This window comes from Corallococcus terminator (assembly GCF_049194865.1).
GTDB classification, from domain to species: Bacteria; Myxococcota; Myxococcia; order Myxococcales; family Myxococcaceae; genus Myxococcus; species Myxococcus terminator_A.
Genome location: NZ_JBLZWL010000071.1, coordinates 310,001 through 325,790 on the forward strand (window position 1 = coordinate 310,001; position 15,790 = coordinate 325,790).

Annotated in this window: 15 protein-coding genes and 2 rRNA genes (1 of these 17 only partly in view); 8 read left to right on the top strand and 9 right to left on the bottom strand. The window is 67.9% G+C overall.

What is annotated here, in order from left to right:
* Both ACN469_RS23140 and rrf read left to right on the top strand, forming a co-directional pair.
* Positions 1-1,535 (top strand): 23S ribosomal RNA (locus ACN469_RS23140) (it extends 1,429 nt beyond the left edge of the window).
* Between the two features lie 158 nt (positions 1,536-1,693).
* Positions 1,694-1,810 (top strand): 5S ribosomal RNA (gene rrf / locus ACN469_RS23145).
* A 167-nt stretch (positions 1,811-1,977) separates the two neighbouring features.
* Here the strand turns inward: rrf and ACN469_RS23150 are convergent.
* Complete coding sequence (locus ACN469_RS23150; protein WP_498770907.1) at positions 1,978-2,949, bottom strand: quinone oxidoreductase family protein; 972 nt, start codon at positions 2,947-2,949, stop codon at positions 1,978-1,980.
* A 247-nt stretch (positions 2,950-3,196) separates the two neighbouring features.
* On the opposite strand from ACN469_RS23150, the gene ACN469_RS23155 reads away from it, so the two are divergent.
* Entirely contained in the window at positions 3,197-3,643 is a 447-nt protein-coding gene (locus ACN469_RS23155) for a hypothetical protein (protein ID WP_498770908.1), read from the top strand.
* A 4-nt stretch (positions 3,644-3,647) separates the two neighbouring features.
* Here ACN469_RS23155 and ACN469_RS23160 read toward each other — a convergent pair whose 3' ends face one another.
* A complete protein-coding gene (locus tag ACN469_RS23160; protein ID WP_163865888.1) occupies positions 3,648-3,848 on the bottom strand; it encodes a SlyX family protein in 201 nt (66 codons plus the stop codon).
* Positions 3,849-3,912: 64 nt separating this feature from the next.
* On the opposite strand from ACN469_RS23160, the gene ACN469_RS23165 reads away from it, so the two are divergent.
* Positions 3,913-4,212 (top strand): hypothetical protein, encoded by a 300-nt coding sequence (locus tag ACN469_RS23165; RefSeq protein ID WP_498770909.1) that lies wholly within the window; start codon positions 3,913-3,915, stop codon positions 4,210-4,212.
* 6 nt (positions 4,213-4,218) lie between these two features.
* Here the strand turns inward: ACN469_RS23165 and ACN469_RS23170 are convergent, their stop codons facing one another.
* Together ACN469_RS23170 and ACN469_RS23175 are read right to left on the bottom strand one after the other, a co-directional pair.
* Positions 4,219-5,103, bottom strand: a complete 885-nt coding sequence (locus tag ACN469_RS23170; RefSeq protein WP_498770910.1) for a tetratricopeptide repeat protein — start codon at positions 5,101-5,103, stop codon at positions 4,219-4,221.
* 135 nt (positions 5,104-5,238) lie between these two features.
* Positions 5,239-5,583, bottom strand: a complete 345-nt coding sequence (locus tag ACN469_RS23175; protein WP_498770911.1) for a putative signal transducing protein — start codon at positions 5,581-5,583, stop codon at positions 5,239-5,241.
* Between the two features lie 265 nt (positions 5,584-5,848).
* Between ACN469_RS23175 and ACN469_RS23180 the strand changes: the two genes are divergently transcribed.
* The gene (locus ACN469_RS23180) at positions 5,849-7,786 is read left to right on the top strand and encodes a sensor histidine kinase (RefSeq protein ID WP_498770912.1); all 1,938 of its coding nucleotides are present in this window, start codon (positions 5,849-5,851) and stop codon (positions 7,784-7,786) included.
* Between the two features lie 6 nt (positions 7,787-7,792).
* Here the strand turns inward: ACN469_RS23180 and ACN469_RS23185 are convergent, their stop codons facing one another.
* Positions 7,793-8,215 (bottom strand): hypothetical protein, encoded by a 423-nt coding sequence (locus ACN469_RS23185; protein ID WP_498770913.1) that lies wholly within the window; start codon positions 8,213-8,215, stop codon positions 7,793-7,795.
* A gap of 214 nt (positions 8,216-8,429) precedes the next feature.
* Between ACN469_RS23185 and ACN469_RS23190 the strand changes: the two genes are divergently transcribed.
* A complete protein-coding gene (locus ACN469_RS23190) occupies positions 8,430-8,636 on the top strand; it encodes a hypothetical protein (protein WP_498770914.1) in 207 nt (68 codons plus the stop codon).
* Positions 8,637-8,703: 67 nt separating this feature from the next.
* Here the strand turns inward: ACN469_RS23190 and ACN469_RS23195 are convergent, their stop codons facing one another.
* The 4 genes from ACN469_RS23195 to ACN469_RS23210 form a co-directional block, all read right to left on the bottom strand.
* Positions 8,704-9,543: a hypothetical protein gene (locus ACN469_RS23195; protein WP_498770915.1), complete on the bottom strand. Its 840-nt coding sequence runs from the start codon at positions 9,541-9,543 to the stop codon at positions 8,704-8,706.
* On the bottom strand, positions 9,540-10,310 hold the full coding sequence (locus tag ACN469_RS23200; RefSeq protein ID WP_498770916.1) for a hypothetical protein: 771 nt from the start codon (positions 10,308-10,310) through the stop codon (positions 9,540-9,542). Before ACN469_RS23200 ends, ACN469_RS23195 begins: the two co-directional genes overlap by 4 nt.
* On the bottom strand, positions 10,307-12,619 hold the full coding sequence (locus ACN469_RS23205) for a TonB-dependent receptor (protein WP_498770958.1): 2,313 nt from the start codon (positions 12,617-12,619) through the stop codon (positions 10,307-10,309). Before ACN469_RS23205 ends, ACN469_RS23200 begins: the two co-directional genes overlap by 4 nt.
* 211 nt (positions 12,620-12,830) lie before the next feature.
* A complete protein-coding gene (locus ACN469_RS23210; protein WP_498770917.1) occupies positions 12,831-13,250 on the bottom strand; it encodes a hypothetical protein in 420 nt (139 codons plus the stop codon).
* A gap of 118 nt (positions 13,251-13,368) precedes the next feature.
* Between ACN469_RS23210 and ACN469_RS23215 the strand changes: the two genes are divergently transcribed.
* Positions 13,369-13,551 (top strand): hypothetical protein, encoded by a 183-nt coding sequence (locus ACN469_RS23215; protein WP_498770918.1) that lies wholly within the window; start codon positions 13,369-13,371, stop codon positions 13,549-13,551.
* A gap of 363 nt (positions 13,552-13,914) precedes the next feature.
* On the top strand, positions 13,915-15,612 hold the full coding sequence (glpD, locus tag ACN469_RS23220) for a glycerol-3-phosphate dehydrogenase (protein ID WP_498770919.1): 1,698 nt from the start codon (positions 13,915-13,917) through the stop codon (positions 15,610-15,612).
* Positions 15,613-15,790: the final 178 nt, after the last annotated feature.

The following is a 15,790-nucleotide window of genomic DNA, read 5'->3' on the forward strand; positions in this document are numbered from 1 at the left end:
TAGATGATGGAAAGCAGGTTAATATTCCTGCGCCATCTTGTAAGCGTTGAACTAAGGGAGGACGGAGAAAGCTAGACGAGCTGACCGGCGGTTGTGTCAGTCCAAAGGCGTAGGGGTGTCGCGTACGATTAAAGGCGCGACAGCTATCCCCGAGACCCCATGGCGCCCCGTAAGGGGTAAGTCGTTGATGCTCTGCTTCCAAGAAAAGTCCCGTAGGGAGCTTGCAGGGTGTCCGTACCGTAAACCGACACAGGTGGGTGAGGAGAAAATCCTAAGGCGCTTGAGAGAACTCTCCTCCAAGGAACTAGGCAAATTTCCACCGTAACTTCGGAAGAAGGTGGGCCTCTGGTAGGTGAAGGCGTACAGCCGGAGCCGAGAGAGGTTGCAGAGAAATGGCGGTAGCGACTGTTTACCAAAAACACAGGACTCTGCGAAGGCGACAAGCCGACGTATAGGGTCTGACTCCTGCCCGGTGCTGGAAGGTTAAGGGGATTCGTCAGCCGCAAGGCAAAGCGATGATCCGAAGCCCCAGTAAACGGCGGCCGTAACTATAACGGTCCTAAGGTAGCGAAATTCCTTGTCGGGTAAGTTCCGACCTGCACGAATGGAGTAACGACTTCCGCGCTGTCTCGGAGAGGGACTCAGCGAAATTGAAATAGCTGTGCCGATGCAGTTTACCCGCAGCAAGACGGAAAGACCCCGTGAACCTTTACTATAACTTGACAGTGACACTAGGGATTGACTGTGTAGGATAGGTGGGAGCCTTTGAAGCCGGGCCGCTAGGTTCGGTGGAGGCAACGGTGAAATACCACCCTGTTGATTTCTGGTGTCTAACCATGTCCCGTCAGCCGGGATTGGGACACTGTCTGGTGGGTAGTTTGACTGGGGCGGTCGCCTCCCAAAGAGTAACGGAGGCGCGCGATGGTTCCCTCAGCCCGATTGGAAACCGGGCGGCGAGTGCAATGGCATAAGGGAGCTTGACTGCGAGACGGACACGTCGAGCAGGTGCGAAAGCAGGTCATAGTGATCCGGTGGTCCTGAATGGAAGGGCCATCGCTCAACGGATAAAAGGTACTCCGGGGATAACAGGCTTATCTCCCCCAAGAGTTCACATCGACGGGGAGGTTTGGCACCTCGATGTCGGCTCATCGCATCCTGGGGCTGGAGCAGGTCCCAAGGGTTTGGCTGTTCGCCAATTAAAGCGGTACGCGAGCTGGGTTCAAAACGTCGTGAGACAGTTTGGTCCCTATCTGCTGTGGGCGTAGGATACTTGAGAGGCTCTGACCTTAGTACGAGAGGACCGGGTTGGAGGCACCGCTGGTGTACCAGTTGTCTCGCCAGAGGCATCGCTGGGTAGCCATGTGCCGATTGGATAACCGCTGAAAGCATCTAAGCGGGAAACCGACCTCAAGACCAGGTATCCCGGGCGCAAGCCCCTGAAGACCCGTCGAAGACTACGACGTTGATAGGCCAGGTGTGTAAGCGCGGTAACGCGTTGAGCTAACTGGTACTAATTGGTCGAGAGGCTTACTTCCCCCTATCTCTTGCATGCCCCCTCAAGGGGAGTAAGGGACTCGGGGCCAAGGCCGAGACTGAATGCACTATGCATTCACCCGGACGAAACACTTAGCGCACAGCGAGACTTGTACTCGCAGACTATTGCAACTTACCCTTTGTATGCACTTACAGCTTTTCCGGTGGCAATGTCGGAGGGGTCACACCCGTTCCCATCCCGAACACGGAAGTTAAGCCCTCCAGAGCCGATGGTACTCCGCGGGAAACCGCGTGGGAGAGTAGGTCGCTGCCGGATTCTTTTTGAGAGAAGCCCTCGTCGCCTCGTGCGACGGGGGCTTTTCGCTTTTCCGCGTCCTCGCGTCCCAGGCTCCGCCGGGCACCGGCGTGACGGCCTTGGGCCGCCGGCCGGGCACGGCGGGCTGGAGGCCCACGGCGCCTCGTGGCCCGCGGGCGGGCCCGTTTTCAGGGCACCCGCAGCACCACCTTGCCCACCGTCGCGCGCGACTCCAGCCGCTGGTGCGCCCGCGTCGCCTCCTCCAGCTCCACCACCAGGCCCAACTTCACACGCAGCTCTCCTCGCGCCAACGCCTGACCCAGCGCTTCGCGGGCTCGGCGCTGCAAGGCTGGCGGGTGCGGTGTGCGCAGCCAGTACGCGCTGACTTTCAGGGACTTCGCGTACAGCGACTCCACGTCCACCGGCGGTGGGTGCCCGCTCGCACTTCCGTAGGCCACCAGGTGACCGAAGGGCGCGAGAGACTCGAGGCTGCTCTCCCAGGTGCTGGCTCCGACGGAATCCAGCACGAGCTCCACTCCACTTCCTTCGGTGAGCTTGCGAACCCACTCCGCCACTGAGCCGGTTCCTCCGTACACGAAGACGTCATCGGCTCCCGAGTCGCGCGCGAGCTTCGCCTTCTCCTCCGTGGAGACGGCTCCGAACACTGTCGCGCCTGCTTGTTTCGCGAGCTGTATCGCCAGGAGTCCAACGCCTCCCGCCGCCGCGTGAATCAGGACTCGCTGTCCGGGTTGCAGCCGGGCCGAGGTGTGAATCAGATGCCAGGCTGTCAGTCCCTGAACGAGAAGCCCGGCCGCCTCTTCGAATGAGACGTGTTCCGGTAGCTCGAGCAGCTCCTCTTCGGAGGTCGTCGCGAACTCCGCGTAGCTCCGGAGCGCGAGGGCCACCACCCTGCGGCCCACCCACTTCGCGTCGACCCCTGGTCCCACCGCGTCCACGAGCCCCGCGGCCTCGCTCCCCAGAATCCTGGGCAACGGTGACTGCGCGTCATACAGGCCGCGACGCCGCTCCGTGTCGGCGAAGTTCACCCCTGCCGCCTTCACCCGGATGCGGACCTCACCGGGACCAGGAGTCGGCGTGGGCACTTCGTCCAGACGCAGGACCTCCGGCCCCCCTACCTCGTGATAGCGAATGGCTTTCATGCGAGACCTCCTAACGGGGGACCTGGCTTCATGCCGCTGCTCGAACGGGGGCGCCCTCAGGCCCGCGAACTCATGCGTCGAGCTTCGTGTGTCTCGGCAGGTCCGTTGAGGCTGTCGGTGTTCCGCTGACGTTGGTTCATTGAGCGGAAAAAGCGACGGAACGACGGGAGGATCGCCTCGTGTGACTGGCCTCACTCCGCCTGGCTTGCTTGAGTGGTGGCCCCCCTCACGCAGAGGAGCCTCCCGCATGAAGCTGCTTCGTCCCTCGCTCGGTGTTCTGCTCGCGGCCGGATTCTTCGTCGCGCCCATGAACTCAGAAGCCACCACGGTTCGCGTCGGGCTCGGAGCCGACTATTGGATTGATCAGAGCGCGGCCTTCAGCTTCCTGCTCGGCGTGGAAGGCCGAATCACCGGTCCCATTTCCGTCGGAGCCCGCTTCGGCGCGTCGCTCATCACCGATGGCAACGACGTGGGCATCCCCCTGGACCTCGTCATTCGCGCCAACATCACCAGCGCCAAGGTCTACGTGGAGGGGCTCGTCGGCCCCTGGATTGTCATGGGCCGAGGGGACACACTCCGCGCCCATGCGGCCTTCGGCTTCGGCCTCCAGGGCAAGGCGGCCAGCATCGGCGTCGAGGTGGGCTACCTGGAACCCGACCCCGTCATCGGTCTGCGCCTGGGCTACAAGTTCTGAACCGTCAGTAGTGGGGCGGGCGCTCGTGCTGCCGGGAATCCACCAGCCCGGGCTCCGCCTCCAGCTTCTTCTTCAGGATGTCCAGCTCCACCCGCAGCGCCTCGATGACACGCTGCTGCTGGTAGAGCACGTCGCTCAACTCCTGCAGCGTCTCCTGCTGCTGCATGTAGCGAATCTCCAGCTCGGCGATGCGCTTCTCGTCCATGGGGCCTACCCTTACCCTGGAGAGGCCCTCGTCGTCCCCCCTCGCCACGCGCTCCCGTCTCGCCATGAACGTCCAGGAACATCTACAGCGAGCTCAAGAGCTCCTCGCGCGAGGACAACCCGAGCTGGCCGAGTCCGCTCTCAGTGATGCCATCGACGCCTCCGTCGCCGCGGATGACCTCATCCAGCTGACGCGCGCCCGCTTCGCGCTCGGAGCGTTCCTTTTTCAGCAGCAGCGCGACGACGAGGCGCTTCCCTACCTGCAGGCCGTCGTCCGCACCGAACGCGTCGACGGCGCCGTGGACTCGGAGGTCAAAGCCTCCGCGCGGATGCTTCGCCAGATTCGAGGAACCGAGCCTCGGTGAATCGGCTCAGGGAATGCTGCACGACTGGCGGATCAGCTCCATCCGTCCCGAGAAGCGTCGCTCCAGGTCCATCCGCGTCAGTCGCGCGTCATCGATGAGCTTGGCCCGGAGCTGAAGCGCGCAGAGCGCCGCGAGGGATTTGGGGCTCGCGAGGTCCAACCGGTCCGCCTGCCTCAGTGCCTCCTGCGCGGCCTCCAGGTCCCCCACCCGAAACAACGCCAGACCCAGCTCGTAGTACGCCAGCGAGAGCCTCGGGTCCTCCTGCGTGGCCTTGCGGAGCACCGCGACCGCCTCCGTGTCCTTGCCGTCCGCGCTCAACACCAGCCCCTGCTCCACCAGCAGCCGCGCTCGCGGCACCAGCCCCCGCAACGCGCTGAGCACCGCGAGGGCCTCCGAGGGCCGCTCGGCCGCGCTCAGAAGTCGCACATACCGCAAGCCGATGAGCGGGTCCGTCGGCGCCTTGCCGTACGCGACGCCCATCGCCTCCGAGGCCCCCACCACGTCTCCACTCTTCTCCTTCAGCTCCGCGCGCAGGACCTCCGGTCTCGGGTCTCCCGGTGCCACCTGTGTCGCCCGCTCCAGCGCGGTTCGGACACACCGCTCCATCCGCTCCGTGTCGCAGATGCGCGCGAGCAACAACTGGGTCTCCACCGCCGCCGGCTCGCGTCGCTCCGCCTCCTGCGCCAGCTCATGCGCCTCGGCGGGTGCTCCTTCCAGGAGCAGCTCCGCTGCTTCCCTCAGTTCGGCGGAGGTCGCCTTCGGGTGTGCTCGCAGCGGCATCAGCAACTTCACCCGCGCCTCTACCCCCTGCGTCACCCTCGCGATGGCCAGCTCCTGCTCCGGCATGTTCCTGGGCAGCAGGAGCGGGATGAGATGCAGCAGGACGGCCACGGCACAGACAATCACCATGCCGCGCAGGCCCCGATGACGCCTCGGAGGCCTGACGGCTTCGTGCGAACGCCTCTCGAGGACGTCGTCCACTGGCGCTGGTTGCTCGGCTTCCAACTTCCCATCTCCCCGCGCGAGCTACACCGCCCGAAGGCTCGTCCGAAGGCCCTTCGGCAGCTCCACCCCGCAGCTCCAGCAGAGCTCGAAGTTGCCAGGGTTCTCCTCACGACAGCCGGGGCACTCCACCGTGCGCGACGATTCCCCCTCGTCCTTCTTCAGCTCCGCCACCACGGCCTGGGCTTGCTCCACGTCGCCGGGCAGCAGCCATAGCTCCACCCACGTCTCTCCGCTCGGAATCTCTCCGCTCAGCGGGACGAGGGCTTCGCCACGCACCTGCACGGACATTCCCTCGGCTTCCAGCGTGCCCGCCAGCAACCGCGCCTCTCCTACCGTGCGGTGCACGGAGAACCGCACTCGCGTCATGTCTCTCTCTTCACAGAACGCAGGGCGCTCGGCAACCACACCTGCCCTCCTGCTCGTGCCTTCACTCACCGCTGCCTGCTCGTCTGCTTATTGTTCATGCTTTGTCACAAGTCGCGCGGAAGCAGATCCCCTCGCCCCCTCGTGTTTGCCTTTCACCGCGCGTCCAGGTGAAGATCAGCACCGACAGGCTGTCGGCTCGAGAGTCTCCCCGCGCTCCTGTCATCCGGTGTGTGAAGCCTTTGTCCAGGAAGCGAGACGCCGTCCGATGCGTGCGCACGCTCTCCATATCAGTACGTCCGCCTTCGGGCGCCCGGTGTGGGCTCGACATGGCGTGGCCGTGCTCTGCGCGGGCATCGCCTGGGGCCTCCCGTGGCTGCTGGGGCCCCTTCCCGCGTCCCTGGGCGTTCTGCTCTCCATCGCCGCGGTCCTCGCCGCCGCGCTCGTCGGTGGCGCGGGCCCCGCTTGGGTGGCCACGCTCCTGGGCTCGTTCGCCGTCGCCTCCAATACCTCCGCGAGTCCCGTCGCCGCTGTCGCCCTGGAGTTCGCCCTGTTCCTCGCGGTCGGGGGGCTCGTCGCCCTCCTCGCGGGACGGCGCTCGAATGGAACCGCCGCCGTCGGACCCTTCTCCCTCCGCCCCGCGCCGTCTCCTGTCGGAGAGCCGCTGGAGGCCCGCCTGTTGCGAAGCCTTGGCGACGCGGTCCTCGCCACGGATGCGCACGGCGTCGTGCGCTACCTCAATCCCGCCGCCGCTCAGCTGCTCCAGTGTCCGGAAGTCGAAGCCATCGGCGCGCCGCTGACCCAGGTGCTGCGCTCCCGGCCCGAGTCCGGCTCCTTCCCCACCATCCGACACCCGACCACGCTCGCGACCTGGTCCCAGTGGCCCCGCGCCCTGAGGCGACGCGACGGGGGAGAGCTGCCCATCGAGGAGTGCATCGCCCCACTCAAGGGGCGCGACGGAGAGGACCCTGGCGCGGTGTGGATGTTCCGCGATGCGACGTCACGCCGGCAACTGGAGCTCGAGCGCTCGCGGTTGCTCGAACGCGAGCACGCCGCACTGGGGGAGGCCCAGGCCCAGCGCGAGCGCATGGAGTCCCTCTTCATGCAGGCTCCCGCCGCCATCGCCGTCTTCCAGGGCCCCGACCACGTCTGCGCGCTGCTCAATCCCCAGGCGCGTGCCCTGCTGGATGTCGATGGCGGCGCCATCGGCAAGCCCCTGCGCGACGTCCAGCCGGCCATGGACCCGGGCATGCTGAGCCTCCTCGATGAGGTCTACCGCGAAGGACGGCCCTTCTCCGGACGCGAAGTGCCCCTGGCCTCGCCCTCGCCCTTCGTCACGCCCTCGCTCTCCCGACAGCAGCGGTACCATGACTTCACCTGGCAGCCCTGGCGCGATGCGCGCGGAGTCATCCAGGGCGTCATGGCCGTGGCCGTGGAAGTCACGGGGTTGGTGGTGGCTCGCCGCGCGGCGGAGGACCTGGCTCGCGACCTGCGCGAGGCCGTCCAGGCCCGTGACGAGTTCCTCTCCATCGCCAGCCACGAGCTGCGCACCCCCATCACCTCCGTCCAGCTCCAGCTCCAATTCCTCCTGCGCGCGGCCCCCTCAACGGATTCCGAGGGGCTCGTGCACCGCCGCGTCGAGAGCACGCTGCGCTCCATGGCCCAGCTCCATCAGCTCGTCGCGACGTTGCTCGATGTGTCTCGCATCCGCGCGGGGCGGCTCGACCTGCATCACGAACCGGTGGACCTGTCCTCCCTCACGCAGGACCTCGTCTCCCGCGTCCAGGAGGATGCCGCGGGCGCGCGGTGCTCGGTGCGGCTCGTGGTGGACGAGCCCCTGGTGGGCTCGTGGGACCGCGTGCGCGTGGAGCAGGTCATCACCAACCTGCTCTCCAACGCCTTCAAGTACGGCGCGCAGCGGCCCGTGGAGGTCCACGTCACCCGCGAAGGAGACTTCGCGCGGCTGTGCGTGAAGGACCACGGAATCGGCATCGCCCCCGAGGACCAGGCCCGCATCTTCCACCGCTTCGAGCGCGCCGTGTCCCAGCGCCACTACAGCGGCTTCGGTCTGGGCCTGTGGATTGTCCGGCAGATTGTCGAGGCCCTCCACGGCGACATCCGCGTGGAGAGCCGACCCAACGTCGGCTCCTCCTTCATCGTCCTGTTGCCCCTGGAGCGCGCCGCCACTGTCGACGTCTCCGCGTGAGGCCCGCTACTCCTCCTGACGAAGCTGGTGCGGCAGCACCACGTGCGCTTGCCGTGGAGCCCGGGCGTGCAGCTCCTTCGTCAGCAGCACGTCCAGCTCGCCGAGCAGCGCGTCGTAGTGCGGCCCCGCTCCTCGCGCGGGCAGTCGCTCCGCGGCCAGTCGGACCCGAGGGGACTCCTCATCCTCGAACGCGAGCGTCACCGCGAGGCCGTCCGGCCCTCCCGCCTGGGGGACCAGCACCGCGGGCGCCGGCTGCCGCGTCGCTTCCTCCAGCAGTGGCGCCAGACTCCGCGCCTCGTGGGGCGTCAAGTCCCGCTCCGACACCACCTCGCCCTGCTCCAGGACCCACAGGTGCTTGAGTCCCTCCACCCTCAGTGCCTGGGCCGCCGTGTTCGTCCGGCCGCTGCGCTCATAGGTCATCGTCTTCACGCCCATCACCTCCGTGGGAGGGAGGTAGGCACTCGGGCGCGCATCGCCATCCCCGCACGTGCGAACGGAGGCCCGCAACGAGGGGTACCCACCGCGCGGACGTACGCTGCATGACAGCGTGGCGAGCCCGCCGGCCGAGTGCCCCCTCGCGAGCCCCTCTCTACGGTGCGTCCCGCTCGAGCACTCACTGCTCGAGCCTCCGGAGGCCTCGCCCATGAGCAACAAGGGAAGTGGCAAGACGCCGAGCGCGAATGACCAGCGCTCCGATTCGAAGAACCCCAACAACCCCTCGCAGAAGTCCACGCAGGACAACCGCTCCAACCAGATGAACCCGAACCACGGGGGCAGCAAGAGCCCTCCGTCCACCACGCCGGGTGGCACGTCCAGCGGCGGCGGACGTCCGGACCCGTCGAAGCACTGAGTTCGCCCAACGTCATCCCATCTCCGGCGCGGACCAGCGTACCGGAGATGGAATGACGGAGGTCAGCTCAGCGCGCCTTGGGCGAGCACTCGCCCTCGCCACGGAAGTGGCCCGCCGTACGAACCAGCGCGGTGACGAAGTCGCGCAGGTTGCGCACGTTGCCCGCGCCCCCCGTGCCGTACTGCTCCGCCGGCAGCTCCGTGAGGTCCACGGCCGCCAGTTCCTCCAACGTCACCAGGCCGTCAGCCCCGGCGATGCCCAGCGTGTCCGCCGCCGCCATCGCGTCGAAGCGCATCTTCGCGTCCGGCGACTGCAGGTCGTCGAAGAAGAGGTGGTCGCCGTGGATGGTGAGCTGCACTGTCTCCTCGCCATCCTTCGGCACCGTCACGCCCGCGCCGAGCTCCGGGCTCTCGCAGCGCTCGTAGAGGGTGTTCGTCTTGAAGCCCCAGTCGAACTGCTTCGTCACGCGGCCCTTCGTCGCGGTGCCCACCACGAGCACGCTCAGGCCTTCCGTCTTCATCCGCTCGACGTCCGCCGCGTCCGCGTTGCCGGACACCGCGCTCGCCACAGGCGCAATCGCGTAGCTGATGTGGTCCCACTCCTGGGCGGACAGGTCCTTGAAGGACTCCACCACCACCGGTCCGGGCTTGTGCACGTCGAACACGCGGGCCTGCGTCTGCTGCGCGGCCACCTCGCCGCTCGTCTCCACCTTCACCTCGCTCAGCACGACGACGAACTTCTCGAAGCGCACCGTCCAGCCATCGACGAAGCCCGCCTCGTCGCCCACCGCGGCGGGAATCTCCTTCTCGATGAAGTCCTCGCCGTAGGTGGTGAACGTCACGTTGCCCGTACCATCGCTGCACGCGACGAGCCCCAGGCACGACAACCCCAGCATCCAGTTCTTCATTGCACGGCTCCTTCTTCCCACGTCACCACGTAGGCGGTTGTGTCTTCCACGCCGCGCAGCAGCGCATTGCGCGCCTGACTGTCGGCGGGGAAGGTGTAGACGCCATCCGCGTCCGGGTCGGTCGCGGTGGCGAAGTCGATGCGGTCCATCCACTTCCTCAGGTCCACGGAGAGGCGCACCCGGCCCGCTTCTGTCCCAAGGGACTTCTCGAAGCGCACGCCGGCCACGGGCTTGGGCAGGTCAGCGTTCACATCGAAACGGACCTGGCCTCCGTCCGGATTCGTCGCAGTGCCGACCACTCGCACAGCGTGGCCTCGCAGCACACCTTGCGCATCCGCGGGCGTCGTGAGCGTCAGCTCCAGCGAGCCGTACTCACCCGTCACCGCGCTCGCCGTACCGAGGACGCTGACTCCGCCGAGCAGGTCCACCGTGTGCGTCTCCAGCAGTTCGCCCAGCGCGTCTCCCGGCACGTAGTGGCCCGGGTGCGCGTGCGCCGTGCCGCCGATGAGCGAGTACCAGTCGAAGCGCGGTGTGGCCCGGCGGCTCGACAGCAACACGCGGCCCTCGAAGAAGCGCACCGGGCCCACGGAGACGTGCGCTGAGTCGAGGACGATTCGCCACCCGCGCTCGTTGCGCTCCTCCGACAGCTTCGCGGCCGTCACCTCCACGGGAAAGGCGCGCCGCTCCGCCTCGCTGCCACAGCCGAACGACAGGGAGGACGCGGCGGCCACGGCCAACGCGCCTTTCATCATGCGCCCGAGCTTCATAGATGGACCTCCAGGGTGAGCGAGGCCATCCGAGGCGACCCCGCGGTGAAATGTCTGGCCGGCACGAGGCTGGCTGGTGCACTCGGGTTGAAGCGCGAGCTGTAGACGAACTCGCCATCCCTCCAGCGCGAGTCGAGGAGGTTCCTCACCTCCAGCCGCAAGCCCAGCTCCCCTCGACGCAGCGCCACTTCCGCGTCCGCGAGGAACACCGCCTGGCTTCGCTCGTCGAAGGGCAGGGGACGCGGACCGAGGAACGTCAGGCCCGTGCCGATGGAGAAGAGGCTGCCTTCGCCTCCCAGCCACTCCACCGGGCGCTCCCAGCCGACATCCGCCCTGGCGACGAGCGGCGCGAAGTAGGGCAAGAGCGTGTCCGTCGCCGTCACATACGCGTGCGCCACGGTACCGCTCAGCGCCGCGACGAAGCCGGGCAGGGGACGCGCCTGGAGCGAGGCCGTCACTCCCGAGCGCAACGTCTCGCCCGTGTACACGGTGGTGCCCACCGTGTGGTCGAAGAAGAAGTCGTTCTCCACCTGCGAGCCGAAGGCACTGAGCTGCACGGCCCAGCGCTCGCCGTCCTTCCTCGCCCCCACTTCCGCGCCGTGCACGGAAACGAAGGGGGCTCGCTCTCCTTCGGAGAGGCTGCGCGCCTGGGGGGAACGGAAGCCGTCGCCATAGCTGGCGAAGAACCTCCATGCATCCGCGCCGTCGGACAGCGCGTACTCCAGGCCCGCCTTCGCGCCCAGGTGCACGCCGAAGGCGCTGCGCGAGTAGCCCTGCCCGTCGTAGAAACGCGGGTCCCGGAACGCGAGCGCGTCGAAGACCTCCACACCCAGCGCGTCGGCTCGGCCGCCCACTCTGAACGCCCATCGTCCGAGTGACATCCTTCCTTCCGACCAGCCCCAGACATTCGTCTGCGTGAAGCGCGCGTCGATTTCGTCAGAGAAGAACGTGCCGTCCGACTCGCGATAGCGACGCTGCGACTGCTCCACGCCGTCTCGCCTCGCGCCAAGGCCCAGCTCCAGCGTCACGGGACGGCCGAACGCCGTCACGTTCCGACGGTGCTCCGCTCGCGCTCCCAACACCGTGGCGTCATTCGTCTGCTCCAGGCCGTCGCCCCGCTCGTCCACCCGATAGCCCGTGAAGTTGTTGCGCAGGCGCAGGTCGGAGAGGACGCCGAAGAGCTCCAGCTTCGTGCGGCCCTTGCCCGCTCGGGGGAAGTCCACTCCGAGAAGGAGCTGGTGTCGTGACACCGTGCCTCCCTGGCGCGGCGTGGACGCGGAGAAGAAGTCGCTGCCACCCGTGAGCAGGTCGTCCTCTCGCACGACTCCCGGTGAGTCGAAGCGCGTGACGTAGCTGCCGCCGAGTGCTCGCACGGTGAGCCCGTCTCCAAGTCGCGCCGTCGCCTGCGCGAGCAGTGACGCCCGGCCGTAGCCTCGCTGCGAGCCGTAGCCCTTGCCCTCGCCGAGCTCCACCGCCGCGAAGGTTCCCGGGTCGTCTCCCGGACGCACCGTGGCCACGAGACGGCGCTGACGGTACTGCCCCAGCGTGCCCGCGACGTGGATGCCCTGCTCCTTCACTCCCAGGTCCATCCGCACCGTGCCGGCGACCGCGAAGTCACCCTGCGACGCGCGATACGAGCCCTCCGTGACCTCGATTGACTCGACGACCTCTGGGATGACGAAGTTGGTGTCCGCGTAGCCCAACGCGTGGATGTGACTCACCTCGTTCACCGGCAGGCCCGCGACGTTCAACTCCACGTCCTGGCCATGCAGCGCATCGAAGCCGCGCAGGAAGAGCTGGTGGGCCTTGCCTTCACCGCTGTGCTGCGAGGCCACGAGCCCCGGGACGGCGCGCAACAGGTCCACGGCGCTGCTGCGCGGAGCCGCGTCCAGGATGTCTCGGCCGAGCGTCACTTCCGAGGCGCTTCGCGCGGTCCTCGTGCCTCTCACCACGGTGTTTCCCTCGGGCTGGGCCTCGGCGGAGAGGGGCGCGTCCTGTCCTGGGAGGGGTGCGCTTGGGTTGTCTCGCGCGGCCTCGGTGTTGGTGTCCCTGCCTGCCTGTGACGGGAGCGCCTTGTCTTGTGAGGTGCCGTCCTGCTCCTCGTGGTGGGCGCCTGGCGTGGTGGGGTCTGGAGACGGGGGAGGCGTCGTGGGGGCGTGCTCTCGCGTGGCTTCCGTGGGCGTTTCACGGAGGGGCTCGACAGGTGGCTGCTGCTCCGGACGCACGCCGGCCTCTTGCGCCACGGCGACGCAGGGCAGGCACAACGCCAGGAGACAGGTCGACAGCACTGCCAGGACACGCACGAACATGGAGGCACCCACGGCAGGACCCTTCACGCTCCGCGCCCTCGTTCACGCCGGACTTCTCGCGTGACACCGCTGGCGCATCGTTGTGACAGCCCGCCGTCATGGAGACGGAAGTGATGTGCGATGACGCGTGAACGACTTCGTGCTCACTCCGCGCACACGTGCGCGAGAGCACCAGGCTCACGACGGGTTCAGCTGGTTCTAAGGCCCGGGACTACGGGCCTTGGGGCATCGCCGTCGGTCTCGGCGACGCTCCAGGTGCTACCGCGGGTCCGCGCGCGACCTCGGTCGTCCAGGAGAGCCAGCGCACGGCGGGCACATGGACCACGGCCCATGTCGTCGCGACCGCGCTCAGGTGCTCCACCGAGCCTGTCAGGTGCTTGTGCCCATCCGAGCCGTGGCCCTCGTTCCGCTGACCAGCGGCCTTGCGAGGCTGCTCCGGCGACAGGGGGGAGGTCTCGGCTCGGGCCTCGTGCGAGTGGGCCTTGCCGCCGTGTCGGTGGACATGTGCCGCGCCACCCAACCCGCCCGCATGACCCACCACCGCGTGCAACACCGGCGCGACGGCAAGCCCGTACACCAGGACCATCAGGCCCAGGCTCGCGAGGTCTCGTCGGTCGTGGGGATTCAGCAAGGCGCGGTCAGCGGCAGGAGGGCAGTCGCCGCCTCCTACCCGGCTTCCTCCGTGCATGCAAGGCAACGCCGGGCGAGATGTCCTCGATTCACAATGACATGCAGGAGCGTGCGCTCGGGTGGCTTCTGTGTTGCCGCGCGAGGGCGCGGCATGGCTCTGGGCGGCGAAGCGTCACCGACGACAGAACATCGGGGACAGCGAGTCGCATCTGGGCGGGCGCGATGCCGATGAGGGTGATGGCGCGAACCGTCAGTCGGTGAAGTCGGTGAGACACCGGAGCGTGTCGCTCGCCTCGCGTTGATGTGACGCGCCGGAGGTGACTCGCGCTCAGTTCACCGTGCGGCATGTGGCCCGCTCACCGTGCGCTCACTTCGCCCGTGGGTCGGAACAGGGCCCACTGTCCTCGTACCCGCGCACCGTGCCCTTGCCCGTAGGTCGGTGCAGGGCCCACCGTGCCCCAGAGCGTCCGTGTGCGGCCGTTTCCACGGTCCTTGGGCTCCCTCGGCTCCGCCCCCCTCCGGGACGAGCCTTCCGCCTTCGCCCCATCACTCCACCCAGGAGGTTGTCCACCATTCCTCCCTCGTGGATGTGGGTGCTGTAGCCCGCTTGACGCGACGCATTGATTCCCGTGTCACCCAGGGCGGTCCGTTATTACAATCAGCGTGTGCGTTCTGAATCCGCAGCGCTCCGCCAGTCGTCCACCGAAGGGGATATCCCACCGACGAGGCCTCGCTCCGAGCGGCTGAAGTCCCTGGCCACCGAGGAGTTCGATGTCCTCATCATCGGCGGCGGTGTCACGGGCGCCGGCTCCGCGCGCGATGCCGTCCTGCGAGGACTCAAGGTGGCGCTCGTCGAGCGCGAGGACTTCGCCAGCGGCACGTCCAGCCGCTCGTCCCGCCTCATCCACGGCGGCCTGCGCTACCTCGAACACGGCCACCTGGGCCTCGTCTTCGAGTCCAGCATCGAGCGCCAACGTCTGCTGCGACTCGCTCCACACCTGGTCCGCCCGCTCGCCTTCGTGTGGCCCGTCTATGCCGGCGCCCGGGTGCCTCGCTGGAAGCTCAACGCGGGCCTCATGCTCTACGACGCCCTCTCCCTCTTCCGGAACGTGAAGGGGTACAAGCGCCTCAACCGCGAGCAGCTCCACGCGGCCGAGCCCGCCCTGCGCACCGACGCCCTCAAGGGCGGCGCCCGCTACTACGACGCCGCCACCGACGACGCCCGCCTCACCCTGGCCAACGCCCTGGGCGCCGCCGAGGCCGGCGCCGTCGTCCTCAATCACGCCTCCGTCCAGCGCCTCACCGTCGAGGACGGACACGCCCGCGGCGCCGTCGTCGTCGACCACCTCACCGGCCAGGAAATCACGGTGCGCGCTCGCGCCATCGTCAACGCCACCGGCCCGTGGAGCGATGAGATTCGCAAGCTCGATGCCTCCGGCGGCAACGTGCACGCGGTGCGCGGCAGCAAGGGCGTCCACATCGCCGTCCCTCGCGAGCGGCTGGGCAACCGCGATGCCCTCACCCTGCTGTCCCCCAAGGACGGCCGCGTCATGTTCGTGCTGCCCGCCGATGGGTTCACCATCATCGGCACCACGGAGACGAACACGCGCGCCCACCCCGCGGAGGTGCGCGCCAGTGAGACCGACGTCGCGTACCTCCTCGAGTCCGCGAACGCCTTCTTCCCCGAGGCCCACCTCACCCGCGCCGATGTCGTCAGCGCCTGGGCCGGCATCCGCCCGCTCTCCGCCACCGGCTACCACGGCAGCCAGGCCGACCCGGGCAGCGCCAGCCGCGAGCACCACATCGACGTGAGCCCCACCGGCGTGCTCGCCATCAGCGGCGGAAAGCTCACCACCTACCGCGTCATGGCTCGGGATGTCGTGGACGCCGTGGAGCGGCAGCTGGGGCAGCCCCGCCGCAAGTCGCCCACCGAGACACTTCCACTGCCCGGCGGAGACATCCCCAGCATGGACGCGGAGCTCGCCGCCGCGCGGGAGCTCGTCGGCGACGCGGCCACCGCCGCCCACCTGGTGCGCGCCTACGGCAGCCGCTGGCGTCGGGTGTGGGCCCTCACTCGCGAGGACGCTTCGCTGGCACGGCCGCTCGCCGAGGGCCTGCCGTACCGCGCCGCCGAGGCCGTGTGGGGCGTCACCCACGAGTTCGTCCACTCGCTCTCCGACCTGCTCATCCGCCGACTCAAGGTCGGATTCGAGACGCGGGATTTGGGCCGAGGTGCCGCCCAGGTGGCGGCCGAGGTCATCGCACCTCGCGTGGGGTGGGATGCCGCCGAAGTCCAGCGGCAACTCGACACGTATGCCTCCGACGCGCTGCGTATCTTCGGCATCGACAGCGCGGAGTCCTGAGTCGGTCGAAGTCTCGCGCCCAGCGTTCGCCTGCTTACGTCCGCAGGTCTCACCTGCTGAGAGAGTCGTCCAGCGCCTGACAGGCCCGCGAGCAGCCGGACGGCCAGCGTGCTTAACTTGCACCTGGGGAACGGGAAGCGATGTGCTCTCGTTCACCCCGGCCGTGGATCCACGCCGG